Origin of the sequence: Streptomyces sp. NPDC047982, assembly GCF_043204165.1 — a bacterium.
Lineage (GTDB): Bacteria > Actinomycetota > Actinomycetes > Streptomycetales > Streptomycetaceae > Streptomyces.
The window spans coordinates 361873-376560 of sequence record NZ_JBIDBS010000003.1 but is presented as its reverse complement, the minus strand read 5'-3'; the positions used below and the strand labels follow the sequence as shown (position 1 = coordinate 376560).

Annotated in this window: 12 protein-coding genes; 8 read left to right on the top strand and 4 right to left on the bottom strand. The window is 72.9% G+C overall.

Annotated elements, in window-relative coordinates; all coding sequences use genetic code 11:
* The first annotated feature begins 54 nt into the window (after positions 1 to 54).
* Positions 55 to 1674, top strand: coding sequence for an alkaline phosphatase PhoX (locus ACGF2V_RS05250; RefSeq protein ID WP_362705464.1), 1620 nt, complete (start codon positions 55 to 57; stop codon positions 1672 to 1674).
* A gap of 192 nt (positions 1675 to 1866) precedes the next feature.
* Here ACGF2V_RS05250 and ACGF2V_RS05245 read toward each other — a convergent pair whose 3' ends face one another.
* Positions 1867 to 2544, bottom strand: coding sequence for an AIM24 family protein (locus ACGF2V_RS05245; protein ID WP_362705466.1), 678 nt, complete (start codon positions 2542 to 2544; stop codon positions 1867 to 1869).
* A 73-nt stretch (positions 2545 to 2617) separates the two neighbouring features.
* On the opposite strand from ACGF2V_RS05245, the gene ACGF2V_RS05240 reads away from it, so the two are divergent.
* Entirely contained in the window at positions 2618 to 3403 is a 786-nt protein-coding gene (locus ACGF2V_RS05240) for a peptidyl-tRNA hydrolase (protein WP_362705469.1), read from the top strand.
* A gap of 331 nt (positions 3404 to 3734) precedes the next feature.
* Entirely contained in the window at positions 3735 to 5219 is a 1485-nt protein-coding gene (locus ACGF2V_RS05235; protein WP_362628979.1) for a DUF692 domain-containing protein, read from the top strand.
* Positions 5220 to 5522: 303 nt separating this feature from the next.
* Here the strand turns inward: ACGF2V_RS05235 and hemQ are convergent, their stop codons facing one another.
* Positions 5523 to 6236, bottom strand: a complete 714-nt coding sequence (hemQ, locus tag ACGF2V_RS05230; RefSeq protein ID WP_362628976.1) for a hydrogen peroxide-dependent heme synthase — start codon at positions 6234 to 6236, stop codon at positions 5523 to 5525.
* A gap of 4 nt (positions 6237 to 6240) precedes the next feature.
* Positions 6241 to 7728, bottom strand: coding sequence for a protoporphyrinogen oxidase (gene hemG, locus ACGF2V_RS05225; protein WP_362705472.1), 1488 nt, complete (start codon positions 7726 to 7728; stop codon positions 6241 to 6243).
* A gap of 126 nt (positions 7729 to 7854) precedes the next feature.
* Here hemG and ACGF2V_RS05220 point away from each other — a divergent pair, with 126 nt between their 5' ends.
* Together ACGF2V_RS05220 and ACGF2V_RS05215 are read left to right on the top strand one after the other, a co-directional pair.
* The gene (locus tag ACGF2V_RS05220; RefSeq protein ID WP_362705475.1) at positions 7855 to 8829 is read left to right on the top strand and encodes a DUF4349 domain-containing protein; all 975 of its coding nucleotides are present in this window, start codon (positions 7855 to 7857) and stop codon (positions 8827 to 8829) included.
* Positions 8830 to 8866: 37 nt separating this feature from the next.
* The gene (locus ACGF2V_RS05215; protein WP_362705478.1) at positions 8867 to 10255 is read left to right on the top strand and encodes an FAD-dependent oxidoreductase; all 1389 of its coding nucleotides are present in this window, start codon (positions 8867 to 8869) and stop codon (positions 10253 to 10255) included.
* A gap of 188 nt (positions 10256 to 10443) precedes the next feature.
* Here ACGF2V_RS05215 and hemE read toward each other — a convergent pair whose 3' ends face one another.
* Positions 10444 to 11517, bottom strand: a complete 1074-nt coding sequence (gene hemE / locus ACGF2V_RS05210; protein ID WP_389045898.1) for a uroporphyrinogen decarboxylase — start codon at positions 11515 to 11517, stop codon at positions 10444 to 10446.
* 90 nt (positions 11518 to 11607) lie between these two features.
* On the opposite strand from hemE, the gene ACGF2V_RS05205 reads away from it, so the two are divergent.
* The 3 genes from ACGF2V_RS05205 (at position 11608) to ACGF2V_RS05195 (ending at position 14582) form a co-directional block, all read left to right on the top strand.
* Entirely contained in the window at positions 11608 to 12267 is a 660-nt protein-coding gene (locus ACGF2V_RS05205) for a DUF3000 domain-containing protein (RefSeq protein ID WP_362628964.1), read from the top strand.
* A gap of 259 nt (positions 12268 to 12526) precedes the next feature.
* Positions 12527 to 13189 carry a response regulator transcription factor gene (locus ACGF2V_RS05200; RefSeq protein WP_073785139.1) on the top strand — a complete coding sequence of 221 codons (663 nt, stop codon included), beginning with the start codon at positions 12527 to 12529 and terminating at the stop codon, positions 13187 to 13189.
* A gap of 118 nt (positions 13190 to 13307) precedes the next feature.
* A complete protein-coding gene (locus ACGF2V_RS05195) occupies positions 13308 to 14582 on the top strand; it encodes a ribonuclease D (RefSeq protein WP_362705481.1) in 1275 nt (424 codons plus the stop codon).
* The last annotated feature ends 106 nt before the right edge of the window (positions 14583 to 14688 follow it).

The following is a 14688-nucleotide window of genomic DNA, read 5'->3' as shown; positions in this document are numbered from 1 at the left end:
GCGTGGTACACACATGCGGGTCACTTCTCCTGTCCGCCAGCAGGGAGTCACCTCATGTCATCCGCAGCGTCACGCGACACGTCGTCGCCACCTGACACGTCGTCGATATCTGACACGTCGCCGTCACCTGACAGGTCCTCGTCATCACAGGTCGCGTCGACGTCACGGGGCACGTCACTGTCACGGGGCACGGCACCGTCGCAGGAGACGTCACCATCACGGGGCACGGCAGCCGCGGCATCGCGAGAGACGTCGACCGCGGCGTCACGGCACCTGGCCACCCGACGGCAGGTCCTGGCCAACAGCGGCGCGGTCGCCGCCTCGATCGCCTTCACCGGGGCTTTCTCCGAGCTCTTCGCCGGGACCGCCGCGGCCCGCGACCTCGGCCGCCACAAGAGCCACAGCGGCCACGCACGACACTCCGGCCACAGCGGCTACGGCCCGCTGGTCACCGACCCCGATGGTCTGCTCGACCTCCCGAAGGGCTTCCGGTACCGGGTGCTGTCCCGGGAGGGCGACCCGCTCCGCTCCGGCGAGGGCCCGGTCCCCGGCCATCACGACGGCATGGCCGCTTTCGCGGGCCGGCACGGGCACGTCCGTCTCGTACGCAACCACGAGAACCGCGCCAACGCGGCGCTCCGGGTCCCGGCCGTCGAGGGGCTCACCTACGACCCGATGGGCAAGGGGGGCTGCACCGCCCTGGAGCTGGACGGTCGCAACAACGTGCTGGGCGAACGCGTCGCCATCGCCGGTACCGCGGTGAACTGCGCGGGCGGACGCACTCCTTGGAACACCTGGCTGACCTGCGAGGAGACCGAGGACAAGGCCGGCACCAACGGCTACACCAAGGACCACGGCTTCATCTTCGAGGTGGACGGCGCCGATCCGCGCCGCACCGGTGCGGTGCCGCTCACCGCCATGGGCCGCTTCCAGCACGAGGCGATCGCGATCGACCCGACGAACGGGGTCGTGTACGAGACCGAGGACGCGTTCGAGAGGCCGTTCGGGCTCTTCTACCGCTTCCTGCCGCGCAAGCCGCTCGGCGGGACGGGATCGCTGCGGGCCGGCGGTCGACTGGAGGCCATGCGGGTGCCGGGCGTCCCCGACCTGTCCGCAGTCCGGGAAACCGGCGCGAGCTTCGACGGCGTGGAGTGGGTGCCCGTACCGGACCCGCTGGCGGCCGGAACCCCCATCCGTTTCCAGGACTTCGGACCGAGGGGCATCACCCACGCGCAGAAGCTGGAGGGTTGCTACTGGGGCGGCTCCTCGGTCTACTTCGTCTCCAGTTACGCGCGCGGCGCGGAGGGTTCGGCGGCCGACCACCACGGCCAGGTGTGGCGGTACGAGCCGAGGAGACGCCGCCTCACGCTGGTCGTCGTGTTCGGGCCCGGTACGGACGTCCAACTGCCCGGCGAGTCGCCCGACAACATCTGCCTGGCCCCGGACGGCGGGCTGATGGTGTGCGAGGACGGCGACGGCGCGCAGCACGTGTTCGGCCTGACGCGGGGCGGCGACGTGTACGCGATGGCGCGGGGACGGCAGAACATCGGGACGGCACAGAAGCCGGAGTGGGGGGAGTTCGCCGGGGTGACGTTCGCCCCGGACGGCAGGACGATGTACGTCAACTGCTACGCGCCGGGGACGACGTTCGCGGTGACGGGTCCTTGGCGCTGACGCCCTGATGCGGCGATGCGCCTGGTACGCAGGCGCGGGGGCGGTACGCAGGCGCGGGGGCGGTACGCAGGCGCGGGGGCGGTACGCAGGCGCGGGGGCGGGCGGCCACCGTCCGCCCCCGTACGCCGTCCGGGGCGGGGGCGCAGCACCCATGGCCCCCGGAGTCCGTAGCGGCGTCCCACCCCTCCGGTCTCAGTTGGCCGACGCCTTCTCCTGCTTGAGCTCGCTGGGCCGTACGATCACGAAGCCCTCGCCGTCCAGCTTCAGTTGGACGGCCTCGCCGGATCCGCCGCGCACCATCGAGCCGAAGCTCTGCGAGCGGTGCAGCGAGGTGGTGAGGTGGGCGCTCCAGCCGACCACCGCGTCCGTGTCGACGAACACCGGCTGCTGGGCCGTGACGGGTATCACGATGGGGTGGCCCTCGCACATGAGGCCGAGCTTGCCGTACCCGGTGAAGACGCTGTTGAAGAGGCCGCCGCCGACCATCCCCGCGCCCTTCAGGGTCTTGATCTCGTAGGAGAGCGTGGGATCGAAGCAGAGCACGTTGCGACCGTTGGCGGTGAGGGCGTCGCCCTGCTCGATGTCCACGATGAAACAGTTGGCGGCCTCGTGCGCGAACCACGCCTCGCCCTGGCCGCGGACGGCCATCAGCGGCAGTCCTTCGCCGGTGACGGCGCGCTTGAGCATGCCGCCGATGCCCTGGCCCTTGCGCTCGAACTGCAGATCGCCACGGAAGGCGATCATCGAACCCTGACGGGCATGCATCTCACCGTTGAGGGCGTATTTGATGGACTTGGCGTTCTGCAGGGTCATCCCCGGGACCGTGGCCTGCTGCGCCAGGTATTCGCTGGAAAAGAGATCGCTCTTCATGCGGTGCATCCTCACCCGAAGCGATCCTTTCCGACAACAAGAGCGTCCCGGGGCTGCTGGCACACTGATACGAGTGAGCGACGACAACATTCCCGCACCCCCGGCCACGGACTCGTCCGTGCCGGCGTCCGGCTCCGCGACGGCGGACAGCCCGTTCGAGTCCGCACGGACGGGCCGCGACGAGGCACCGCAGTACGTCCTGCCGCTGGTCGTGCGCATCGAGAGGGCCACGCCCCCGACCCGTACCGACGCCCTGCGGACCGCCGCGCGCGCGGTGCTCATGATGCTCTCCGACGAGCGCTCGGTGGGCGAGGGCGAGTGGGCCCGGGCCATCCGGGACTGGGAGGACGTCCGCATCCGCAAGGTGGTGCGGCGGGCCCGCGGCGCGGAGTGGCGCAGGGCCTGCGAACTGCCCGGAGTCACAGTCACGGGCGAGAGCGCCGAGGTACGTGTCTTCCCTCCGGTACCGCTGGACGGCTGGCCCAAGGAACTGGCCAGGCTCCAGGTCTCGGGAACGGACCTGGACGACCCGGAGCCCCCGGCCGGGCCCGACCTCGCGGGGCCGGTGCTGTGGCTGAACCCGGAGCTGGACATGACGGCGGGCAAGGCGATGGCACAGGTCGGGCACGGCGCGCAGCTCGCCTGGTGGGAGCTGTCGGAGACGGAGCGCAAGGCGTGGCGCGAGGCGGGCTTCCCGCTCTCCGTCGCCACCGCGGACGCCGACCGCTGGCGGGAACTCACGGCGAGCGAACTCCCGTTGGTGCATGACGCCGGATTCACCGAGATCGCCCCCGGGAAGACCGTCGCGGTCGAGGGGCACCATCGGGTCGGATCCCTGCCGCCCCTGCGACAGCCGTAGCCGCGCCGACGTCGCGGTGACCGGCCGACCGGCCGCCCGACAAAGGCGGTCATGAAGCGCGTCGAGCATGTCGTGGGCACGGCCCTGTGCCGCTGAACCGTGACCGTCGAGGGCCGCACGCCTCTGTGTTCCGTCCCTGGTGCCCGGCACCGGGAACCGGGCGCCTCGGAGCGTCGGCCGCCTCACCGGGCACCGTGGAGTGTCGGCGGCCCCACCGGGCGCCTCGGAGCGCCGGGAACCTCAGATCAAGCTCTGAACGTCCCCTCCTTCGGATTCGCCACCGCCCGCCGGGGCCATCACCCCTGCACGGAGGAGAAGAAGGAGGGGCGACATGAGGCTGGGGACCGGTATCGGCTGGCGGCCGGAGATCGCGGACGCCGTCGAGGCGCTGCCGGGGATCGACTGGGTGGAGACGGTGGCGGAGAACATCTGCACCGGTCATCTGCCCGATTCGCTGCTGCGGCTGAGGGAACGCGGGGTCACCGTCGTCCCGCACGGCGTCTCGCTGGGCCTCGGCGGGGCCGAGCGCCCCGACGCCGGCCGCCTCGCGGGACTCGCGGCCCGTGCCGAACTGCTCGGCGCGCCGCTGGTCACCGAACACATCGCGTTCGTAAGGGCCGGGGGGCCGCGCACCGCTTCGCCGGGGCTGGAGGCGGGCCACCTGCTGCCGGTGCCCCGTACCCGGGACGCGCTGGACGTGCTGTGCGCGAACGTGCGGATCGCGCAGGACTCGTTGCCGGTGCCGCTGGCGCTGGAGAACATCGCGGCGCTGCTCTCCTGGCCGGACGAGGAACTGACGGAGGGGCAGTTCCTGGCGGAGTTGGTCGAGCGCACCGGGGTCCGGCTGCTGATCGATGTCGCCAACCTGCACACCAACCGCGTCAACCGCGGGGAGGATCCCGTCGCAGCGCTCGACGAGTTGCCGGTGGAGGCCATCGCGTACGTGCATGTGGCGGGCGGTGTCGAGAAGGACGGCGTCTGGCACGACACCCATGCCCACCCGGTCACCCGGCCCGTGCTCGACGTCCTCGCCGAACTCCGCTCCCGGGTCGACCCGCCCGGGGTCCTCCTGGAACGTGACGACGACTTCCCGCCGGCGCAGGAGCTGGCGGCCGAACTGGCCGCGCTCCGCGCCACGCTGGACCGGGCCGCCGTCCCCGGCGCCGACGCGCCCGCGCACGCCGGGGACATCGCATCGGGCCGGGTCGCGGGCCCCGGCGCACGCGCCGGGAAGGGCATGTCCTGCGCTCCGGCTCGCCCGTCGTCTCCCGTTTCCCCGCCCGCTCCCGTGTCCGAGTCGGTCCCTGTGTCCCGGTCCGCTCCCGCTCGCCCGTCGTCTCCCGTTTCCCCGCCCGCTCCCATGTCCGAGTCGGTTCCTCTGTCCCCGTCCGCTCCCGCGGCCCCGGACTCGGTGCGCGACCGGGTCGCGGTGGCCCAGACGGATCTGCTCTCCGCCCTCGTCGCGGGCGCTCCCGCGCCGCCGGGCTTCGACGAGCGCCGACTCCGCGTCCAACGCCATGCCCTGGCCGCCAAACGGGCCCGGGTGGTCGCCAAGGTGGCCCCGGAACTGCCGGAGATCATGGGCGACGGCTACCGGAAGGCGTTCCTCGCGTATGCCGGCAGCCGCCCCATGTCCGGGGGCTACCGGCGGGACGCGCTCGACTTCGTCGAGGAGCTGCTGGACGCCGGCAGGCCCGCCGACGACGCGGCGCGGCGCCGACTTGCGCACTGGTGGGAGGACCGGGCCGGCGCCCGGCCGCCGCGCCGCACCACCCTGCTCCTGCGGGCCGCCCGCGAGGCCCTCCTCGGCCGGTGATCCAGAGCACGGTCGGCGCATGGCGGACGAGAACCCCCGGGTGGATACGGCGCTGGGCCCGGCCTCTTCCGAGGCCGGGCCCAGCGTGCCCCCGTACGTGCCGCACGCCCGCGCCGGGCGGCGCAGGGCGGGACGGACCGACGGGCGGGACGATTCACTCGTCCCTCGGGTCCCGGGGCGCCGCGGGCCGAAGCCGCCGGCGGACCCGGAGCCGAACCCGGTGTCGCTGGAACGACGGGCAGCGCGTGTCGCGCCGGCGCCCGCCGTCTGATCTTCCGGGCTGGGGTGGTCGGAGCCCGTTCGCTACGCGAGCCCGGCCACCAGGTCTGCGACCGGCTTCCTGCGTCCCGTGAAGAACGGAACCTCCTCGCGGACGTGCATCCGCGCCTCGGAGCCCCGCAGGTGACGCATGAGGTCGACGATGCGGTGCAGTTCGTCCGCCTCGAACGCGAGGACCCACTCGTAGTCGCCGAGCGAGAAGGAGGGGACGGTGTTGGCCCGGACGTCCGGGTAGCCGCGGGCCATCTTGCCGTGGTCCGCGAGCATCCGGCGGCGGTCCTCGTCCGGCAGCAGGTACCAGTCGTAGGAGCGCACGAAGGGGTAGACGCTGACGTAGTCGCGCGGCCTCTCGTCGGCCAGGAACGCCGGGATGTGCGCCTTGTTGAACTCGGCGGGGCGGTGCAGCGCCATGTTCGACCAGACCGGCTCCATCGCCCGGCCCAGCCTGGTGCGCCGGAAGAGGTTGTACGCCTCCTGGAGCGCGTCCGAGGTCTCGGCGTGCCACCAGATCATGATGTCGGCGTCGGCCCGCAGACCGGACAGGTCGTAGGTGCCGCGGACGGTGACGTCCTTGGCCGCGAGCTGGTCGAACAGCTCCTGGACCTCGTCGGCGTAGCCGGAGCGGTCGACGGGGAGCACATCACGAAGCTTGAAGACGGACCACAGCGTGTAGCGGATGACCTCGTTGAGGTCCTTGGCCTTCTTACCGGCGTTGGGAATCTTCTCAGGCGCACTCATACGGCTATTGTCCCGCCTCGCTCCCTGTGCCCTGAACCGGGGTCGGCGTGGCGATGATCTCTTCTCCGGACCGGCCCGCGAGACCGGCGGCGATCTCGTCGGCGGCGCGGTGGGCGCTCGCCACGCACGCCGGGATGCCGACCCCGTCGTAGACCGCTCCGCAGACCCGCAGCGCGGACAGTTTGGCGACCTCCTCCCGGATCCGGGCGACCCGGGCCAGGTGGCCCACGGGGTACTGGGGCAGTCCGCCGATCCACCGGGTGACCGCGGTTTCCACGGGCTCGGCGGTCAGCCCGGTCGCCGTCGCGAGATCGCGCAGCGACACGTCGACCAGTTCGCCATCCTCACGGTGCAGGTGGTCCTCCTCGCCGTACCGGCCGACGGAGGTGCGCAGGAAGAACAGGTCGGGGGCGGCGTCGGCGACCCACGCCCACTTGCGGGTGGAGAAGGTGGACGCCTTGATGGTGCGGCCGTCCACCGGCGGTACGAGGAAACCGGAGCGCCCGTCGAGGGCCGCGGCGCCGGCCACGTCGGAACGACGGAACGCCATGGTGACGAGCGCCATCGACGCGTACTCGACCCCGGCGAGCTCGGCGGAGGCGGCCGGGGACTCGGCGGCGAGCAGGGTGGAGGCGGACCAGGCGGGGGTGGCCAGCACGACGCCGTCGGCGGCGATCACACGGGCCTCGGTGCGCACCTCCCAGCCGGTGCCGGTACGGGTCAGCCCGAGGACGGGGGTTGCGGTCAGGATCTCCCCCCCGGCCGCGCGCACCGCTTCGGCGACCGCCACCGGGAGCGTGCCGATGCCGCCCTCGATGCCCTGGAAGACCGGGCCGGTCCTCGGTCGTGCCGCGGCTCGTTCCTGGATGCGCCGGACACCGTCGAGGAGCGAACCGCCCGCCCGCGCCACCTCGAAGAGCTGCGGGACGGCCGCACGCATGGAGATCCGGTACGCGTCGCCCGCGTACACGCCGCCGAGCAGCGGTTCCACGAGCCGGTCGACGACCTCGCGGCCCAGCCGGTCCGCCACGTACGCGCCGACCGCGACGTCGTCGCCGACGGCGGTCGGGGTGAGGTCGCGTTCCTCGGCGACACGGGCGAGACCCTCGGGGGAGATCACGTCGCCGAGCGCCGCCGGATCGCCGGGCACGCCCATCACATGGCCCTTGGGCATGGGCCGCAGGGCGTCGCGCGTCCACACCGATGCGGCGGTGGTGGCGGGCGGCTGAAGCCGGTCGCCGAGCCCGACGGCACGTGCCAGCTCCACCGCCTCCGGGCGCGTGGCGAGCATCGACTCTGCGCCCAGATCTACCTGTGTCCCGGCGATCTCACCGGTCATGAGCTTGCCGCCGAGCCGGTCGGTGGCCTCCAGCAGGGTGACCCGCAGCCCTGCCCCGAGAAGCCGGTGGGCGGCGGCGAGACCGGCGATACCGCCGCCTATGACGACGACATGACCCGTACCTGTGTGTGCGCGATGCGGTGAACGCTCCATGCCCCCACTCTCTCAGACCCCGTTCGAGGCCCGAGCGTGACCGCTTCGAAACCGGGATCGGGAAACCCGTCGAGGGCGCCGCGCGTCGAACCGGCAACGTCAACGACCCGTCCCGGGGGAGCAGTTATGCAGACAGACAGACATCCGCGCCATGCCCGGCGCCGTTCACGCACCGCCCTGGCCGGTGGGCTCCTGGCCGGCCTCCTCGCGCTGAGCGGCTGCGGCGCGGGCGGCGACGCGAGCGACACGCGTTCCGCCGACAGCGGGAAGGCCGCCGCACCGCGCGAGCGGGCCGCCTCGGACGCCTCGGCCGGGCAGGTGGCGCAGGGCGCGGGCGGTTCGCCGGCGGACGGGAAGAAGCCCGACGGCCTGCCCGCCGGTGTCCACGTCATCCGCACCGCCACGCTCTCCGTCGAGGTGGGGAACGTGCCGAAGGCCGCCGCGGCCGCCCGCGCGGCGGCGATGGAGGCCGGCGGCATGGTGGCCGACGAGAAGACCGTACGGGTCGACGCGACGCGCGAGACGTCGCACCTCGTGCTGCGCGTTCCGCAGGATGCGTACGAAACGGTCCTGAAGGACCTCGCGGGCACCGGGAAGCTGCTGCGCCGCACGTCGTCCGCGAAGGACGTCACCGACGAGGTGGTCGACGTGGAGAGCCGGATCGCCTCCCAGCGGGCAAGTGTGGCGCGGGTGCGCAAGCTGATGGACCGGGCCGACAGGCTCTCCGACGTGGTCACGCTGGAGGGCGAGCTGAGCAGCCGTCAGGCCGCCCTGGAGTCGCTGCTGGCCCAGCAGGCGTCGTTGAAGGACCGCACCTCGCTGGCGACGATCACCCTCTATCTCTCCGCGCCGGAGTCGGCACCGGAGACGAACGGCGACGACGGCCCGCCCGGCTTCCTGGACGCGCTCGACGGCGGCTGGGACGCGTTCGTCACGGCGCTGCGGTGGGGTGCCGTGGTGGTGGGTGCCACGGCTCCGTTCCTGGTCACCATCGTCGTGCTCGTGCTGGCGGGGCGGCTGCTGCTTCGCCGGCTGCCCGGGCGCCGGGCGGCGCGGACGCCTGTGCCGCCGCATTCCTCACCGCGGCCCCCGGCGTCGTAGCGTGGGTCCCTTCGGATCGACGTCGAAGGGACCGGGAATGGCGACGGAGCGGCTGGTGGTCATCGGCGGCGACGCGGCGGGCATGTCCGCCGCGTCCCAGGCCCGCAGGCTCAAGGGCCCCGACGAACTGGACATCGTCGCCTTCGAGCGGGGCCACTTCTCCTCGTACTCCGCCTGCGGCATCCCGTACTGGGTCGGCGGCGACGTGACGGAACGCGCCGACCTCATCGCCCGTACCCCGCAGGAGCACCGGGCCCGCGACATCGACCTGCGCATGCGCACCGAGATCACGGAGATCGACGTGGCCGGGCAGCGGGTGCGGGCCCTGGACCTGGAGACCGGCGAGACGTACTGGACGGGCTTCGACAAGCTCGTGATCGCGACGGGGGCCCGTCCGGTGCGTCCGGCGCTGCCCGGCATCGACGCGCCCGGCGTGCACGGGGTGCAGACGCTGGACGACGGGCAGGCGCTGCTGGAGTCGCTGGACCGGGTGCCGGAGGGGCGCCGCCGTGCGGTCGTCGTCGGGGCGGGCTACATCGGCGTCGAGATGGCCGAGGCGATGCTGAGGCACGGCTTCGAGGTGACCGTGCTCAACCGGGGCGAGCAGCCGATGGCGACGCTCGACCCCGACATGGGCCGGCTGGTGCACGAGGCGATGGACGGCCTGGGCATCACCACGGTCGACCGGGCCGAGGTGACCGCCGTCCACACCGGGCCGGACGGCCGGGTCGCCGCGGTCGCCGCGGGCGGCAGGACCTATCCGGCGGACGTGGTGGTGCTCGGCATCGGGGTGGCGCCCGAGACGACCCTGGCCCATGCGGTCGGCCTCCCGGTGGGCCCGCACGGCGGTCTGCTCACCGACCTGTCGATGCGGGTCGTCGGGCACGAGAACATCTGGGCGGGCGGCGACTGCGTCGAGGTGCTCGACCTGGTGGCGGGCCGCACCCGGCACATCGCGCTGGGCACCCACGCCAACAAGCACGGCCAGGTCATCGGGTCCAACGTGGCGGGCGGCTACGGGACGTTCCCCGGGGTGGTGGGCACGGCGGTGAGCAAGGTGTGCGATCTGGAGATCGCCCGCACCGGCCTGCGCGAGAAGGACGCCCGCGCGGTGGGACTGCGCTACGTCACGGCGACGATCGAGTCGACGGGCCGGGCGGGCTACTACCCGGGGGCGCGGCCGATGACGGTGAAGATGCTCGCGGAGTACCGCACCGGGCGGCTGCTCGGCGTGCAGATCGTGGGCCGGGAGGGGGCCGCCAAGCGGGTCGACATCGCGGCCGTGGCGCTCACGGCCGGGATGACGGTGGACCAGATGACCGCCCTGGACCTCGGCTACGCCCCGCCGTTCTCACCGGTCTGGGACCCCATCCTGGTGGCCGCCCGCAAGACCGTGACGGCACTGCGGCGGGCGGGCACCGCCTGAGCCGGGATGCCCGCCCCCGCGCGCGGACGCCTGCCCGGGTTCGGAACCCGGGTTCGTGCCATTTCGGCCCGCGCGCGGACGCCTGGACCCTGATCCCTCATGACGGGGCCCGGCGTGCCGAGCCCGCCCCCGCGCGCGGGGGCCCGGACCGTCCACCACGGCCCCGGGCGCCCGCCCAAACGTTTCCCTCAGCGCGCGGTCCGCTCGTGCACGTACTCCACGAGCCGGGTCAGGGCGTCCGGGTCCATCGTCGGCATCACGCCGTGGCCCAGGTTGAAGACATGCCCCTCCAGGCCGGCCGCGGCGTCCAGCACCTCCTGGGTCTTCTCCTGCACCGTGGCGGTCGGCGCGAACAGCACCGCGGGGTCGAGGTTGCCCTGGAGGGCCTTGCCGGGGCCGACCCGGCGCGCGGCCTCGTCGAGCGGCACGCGCCAGTCGACGCCCACGACGTCCGCGCCCGCCTCGCCCATCAGGCCGAGGAGTTCTCCGGTGCCGACGCCGAAGTGGATGCGCGGGACCTCATAGGGGGCGACGGTCTCGAAGACCTTCGCGGAGGCGGGCAGCACCGAGCGCCGGTAGTCGGCGGGGGACAGCGCGCCCACCCATGAGTCGAAGAGCTGCACGGCCGAGGCGCCGGCCTCGATCTGCACCTTGAGGAAGGCGCCCGTGATGTCGGCCAGCCGGTCGAGGAGGTCCGCCCACAGCTCCGGCTCGCCGTACATCATGGCCTTGGTGTGCTCGTGGTTGCGGGACGGGCCGCCTTCCACGAGGTAGCTGGCGAGCGTGAATGGGGCGCCCGCGAAGCCGATGAGCGGGGTGGCGCCCAGTTCGGCGGTGAGCAGGCCGATCGCCTCGGTGACGTAGGACACGTCCTCGGGCGTCAGGTCGCGCAGCCGGGCCAGGTCGGCGCGGGTGCGGAAGGGCTCGGCGACGACGGGGCCGACGCCCGGCTTGATGTCGAGGTCGATCCCGATGGCCTTGAGCGGGACGACGATGTCGCTGAAGTAGATCGCCGCGTCCACCTTGTGACGGCGCACGGGCTGCATGGTGATCTCCGCGACGAGCTCCGGCATCATGCAGGAATCCAGCATCGGGATGCCCTCGCGCGCCTTGAGGTACTCGGGCAGCGACCGCCCCGCCTGGCGCATGAACCAGACCGGGGTGTGCGGCACCGGCTCGCGGCGGCACGCCTTGAGAAACGCCGACTCATGGGTGGCGGAGGTCTTCGTCTGCTGGCCCATGGGGCGATCGTTGGCACTCACACCCAGAATCTTCGCACGAAGCCGTAAGCGGCCGGTCCCGCCCGGGTGTCCTCCCTGCACGCGGCTCCCGTTCCGCCTACTCTTCCCCGCATGGCTCCGGCTCAGGAACAGTTCTCCGATCGACCCGACGGCGCTGACGACAAGGACGGCGCGGAGGGCGGTTCCCTGCCGCCCGCGTTCCGGTCGGCGCTGGAGGCGTTGCGCTCGGCGCGGCTGCGACCCGAACTGGAAGTCGAGCCGACCCACCCGCCCAAGCGGCTCGCCCCGTACGCGTACGCGCTGGAGGCCGCGGTCGTGCAGGGCGAGGAGGATCTCGCCGACGGCCGTCTCGTACTGCTCCACGACCCGGACGGTCACGAGGGCTGGCACGGCACCTTCCGCCTGGTGACGCTGGTGCGGGCGGAGCTGGAGCCGGAGATGGCGTCCGATCCGCTGCTGCCGGAGGTGTGCTGGTCGTGGCTGACCGGCGCGCTGGAGGCGCGCGGGCTGTCGTACGGGGCGGCGGGCGGCACGGTGACCCTGGCGGGGTCGCACTACTTCGGCGCGCTGGGGGCTCGGCGGCCGGCGACGCAGATCGAGATCCGGGCGTCGTGGACGCCGCACGAGGGCCGGGGCGGGGCGCCGGACACGGCGGCCCATCTGATGGCGTGGGGCGATCTGCTGTGCCAGATCGCCGGCCTGCCTCCGTCGGGTCCGGCCGACGCGGCGGTGGTCACGCTCCCGCAGCGGCGCGGCCCCCAGGCCCCCTGACACCCGATCAGAGCTTCACCCCATCCTTGACACTGCGCCACAGCGCGATGACACCGTGTCACGTTCCGTGCGGAATTACTGGCATTTTTTTCGTACAATCGATCGTGCATCCGATTTGCCCGAATTGTTACTCAGCAAATCGCGATCTTCCTCTAAAGGCGGACGGTTCCGCTGCCGAAGAGGTCAATGACCCTTCAAGCACGGTGCGCCCCGGCTTCATCCCCGAGCCGGCCCGTCCCGCCACTTCCCAGGAGGCCTGGTGTCCGTTCTTCTAGAGCAGCCCGCAAGCCTGGTCGCCTACCGCCCTAACAAGCCGACGGCCATGGTCGTCGTGGCCGACCCGCGCGTCCGTTCCACCGTGACCCGCCATCTGTGGGCCCTCGGAGTACGTGACGTCATCGAGGCGTCGTCCATCGCGGAGGCCCGTCCCCGCGTCGGCAACCCGCGCGACATCTGCGTAGCCGACGTCCATCTGCCCGACGGTTCCGGGCTGACCCTGTTGTCCGAGACCCGGGCCGCCGGCTGGCCGAACGGCCTCGCCCTCTCCGCCGCCGACGACATCGGCGCGGTACGCAACGCCCTCGCGGGCGGCGTGAAGGGCTATGTCGTCACCGGCACCCGGACCAACATCGGCCACCCCACCCGTCCCGGCGCGGCCCCCATCGGCGCCAACGCCGCCCGTATGCACCGCCGTCCCCCCGGCACCCCGAGCCACCCGGGTGGCTACCGCGAGCTGTCCGGCCGCGAGGTCGAGGTCCTCCGGCTGGTCGCCGAGGGCCAGTCCAACAAGGCCATCGGCGTCTCCATGGGGCTGTCCGCCCTGACGGTCAAGAGCCATCTCGCCCGGATCGCCCGCAAGCTCGGCACCGGCGACCGTGCCGGAATGGTCGCCGTCGCCCTGCGGACGGGCATCATCCACTGACCCCTTCGCGCCCCGGCGGCTCCCCCGGCCGCAGGGACCGGCTGGTTTGCATGCATCGGCGCCCGTCGACGGAACGTTCCGTCGACGGGCGCCGTGCATCCACGGATACCCTTGACACGTGACCGACGCCCAAGAGACCGCAGCAGACACATCACTGCGAACCACCGGGGGCGCTCCCCCGGACGACGTCGCCCCGGCGCCGATCCCCTTGCTCGAACCTCGCGAGGGCATCCCCCCGGTGGTGGCCTCCGACGACGCTCTCGCCCGGGTGATCGCGGCGTTCGCCGCAGGCTCCGGCCCGGTGGCCGTCGACGCCGAGCGCGCCTCCGGTTACCGCTACGGCCAGCGCGCCTACCTCGTCCAGATCCGCCGGGAAGGCGCGGGCAGCGCGCTGATCGACCCCGTGGGCTGCCCCGATCTGTCGGGGCTCGGGGAGGCACTGCACGGCAGCGAGTGGATCCTGCACGCCGCCACCCAGGACCTGCCCTGCCTGCGGGAGATAGGGATGACTCCCACGGGGCTGTTCGACACCGAGCTGGCCGGACGGCTGGCCGGCTTCCCCCGGGTCGGCCTCGGCGCCATGGTCGAGAACGTGCTCGGCTACTCCCTGGAGAAGGGGCATTCCGCCGTCGACTGGTCCACCCGACCGCTTCCCGAACCCTGGCTGCGCTACGCGGCGCTCGACGTCGAGCTGCTGATCGACCTGCGCGACTGTCTGGAGGAGGAGCTCGACCGGCAGGGCAAGCTGGAGTGGGCCCGGGAGGAGTTCGACGCGATCGCCTCCGCGCCGCCCACTCCGCCACGCAAGGACCCCTGGCGTCGCACCTCCGGCATGCACAAGCTCCGCCGCCGCCGTCAGCTGGCGGTGGTACGGGAGCTGTGGACCGCCCGCGACCAGGTGGCCCGGCGCCGGGACATCTCGCCCGGCAAGGTGCTGAGCGACGCCGCGATCATCGAGGCCGCGCTCGCACTCCCGGCGAACACGCACGCGCTGACCGCCCTGCCCGGGTTCGGCCACCGCATGGGCCGTCGACAGCTGGAGCAGTGGCAGGCGGCCGTCGACCGGGCCAGGGCCCTGCCGGACTCCGAGCTGCCCCACCCCGGCCAGGCCGTCGCCGGTCCGCCGCCGCCCCGGGCATGGGCGGACAAGGACCCGGTCGCGGCGGCACGGCTGGCCGCCGCCCGCACGGCGGTGTCGGAGCTCGCCGAGCGGCTGCACATGCCGCAGGAGAACGTGATCACGCCGGACACCGTGCGCCGGGTCTGCTGGGAGCCGCCCGGGAACGCGACGCCGGACGCGGTCGAGGCAGCGCTCATCGGGTACGGGGCCCGGCGCTGGCAGATCGAACTGGTGACCCCGCTCCTGGTGCGCGCGTTCTCCTCGACGGCATGAGATTTTGCCCATCGAGGGTCGTATTCACGCCAGGTTGAACGGGCGCACGCCCCGCCCGCACCACCGGGCACCGCACCGCCGAACGCCGGACGGGCCATGTCCCAGC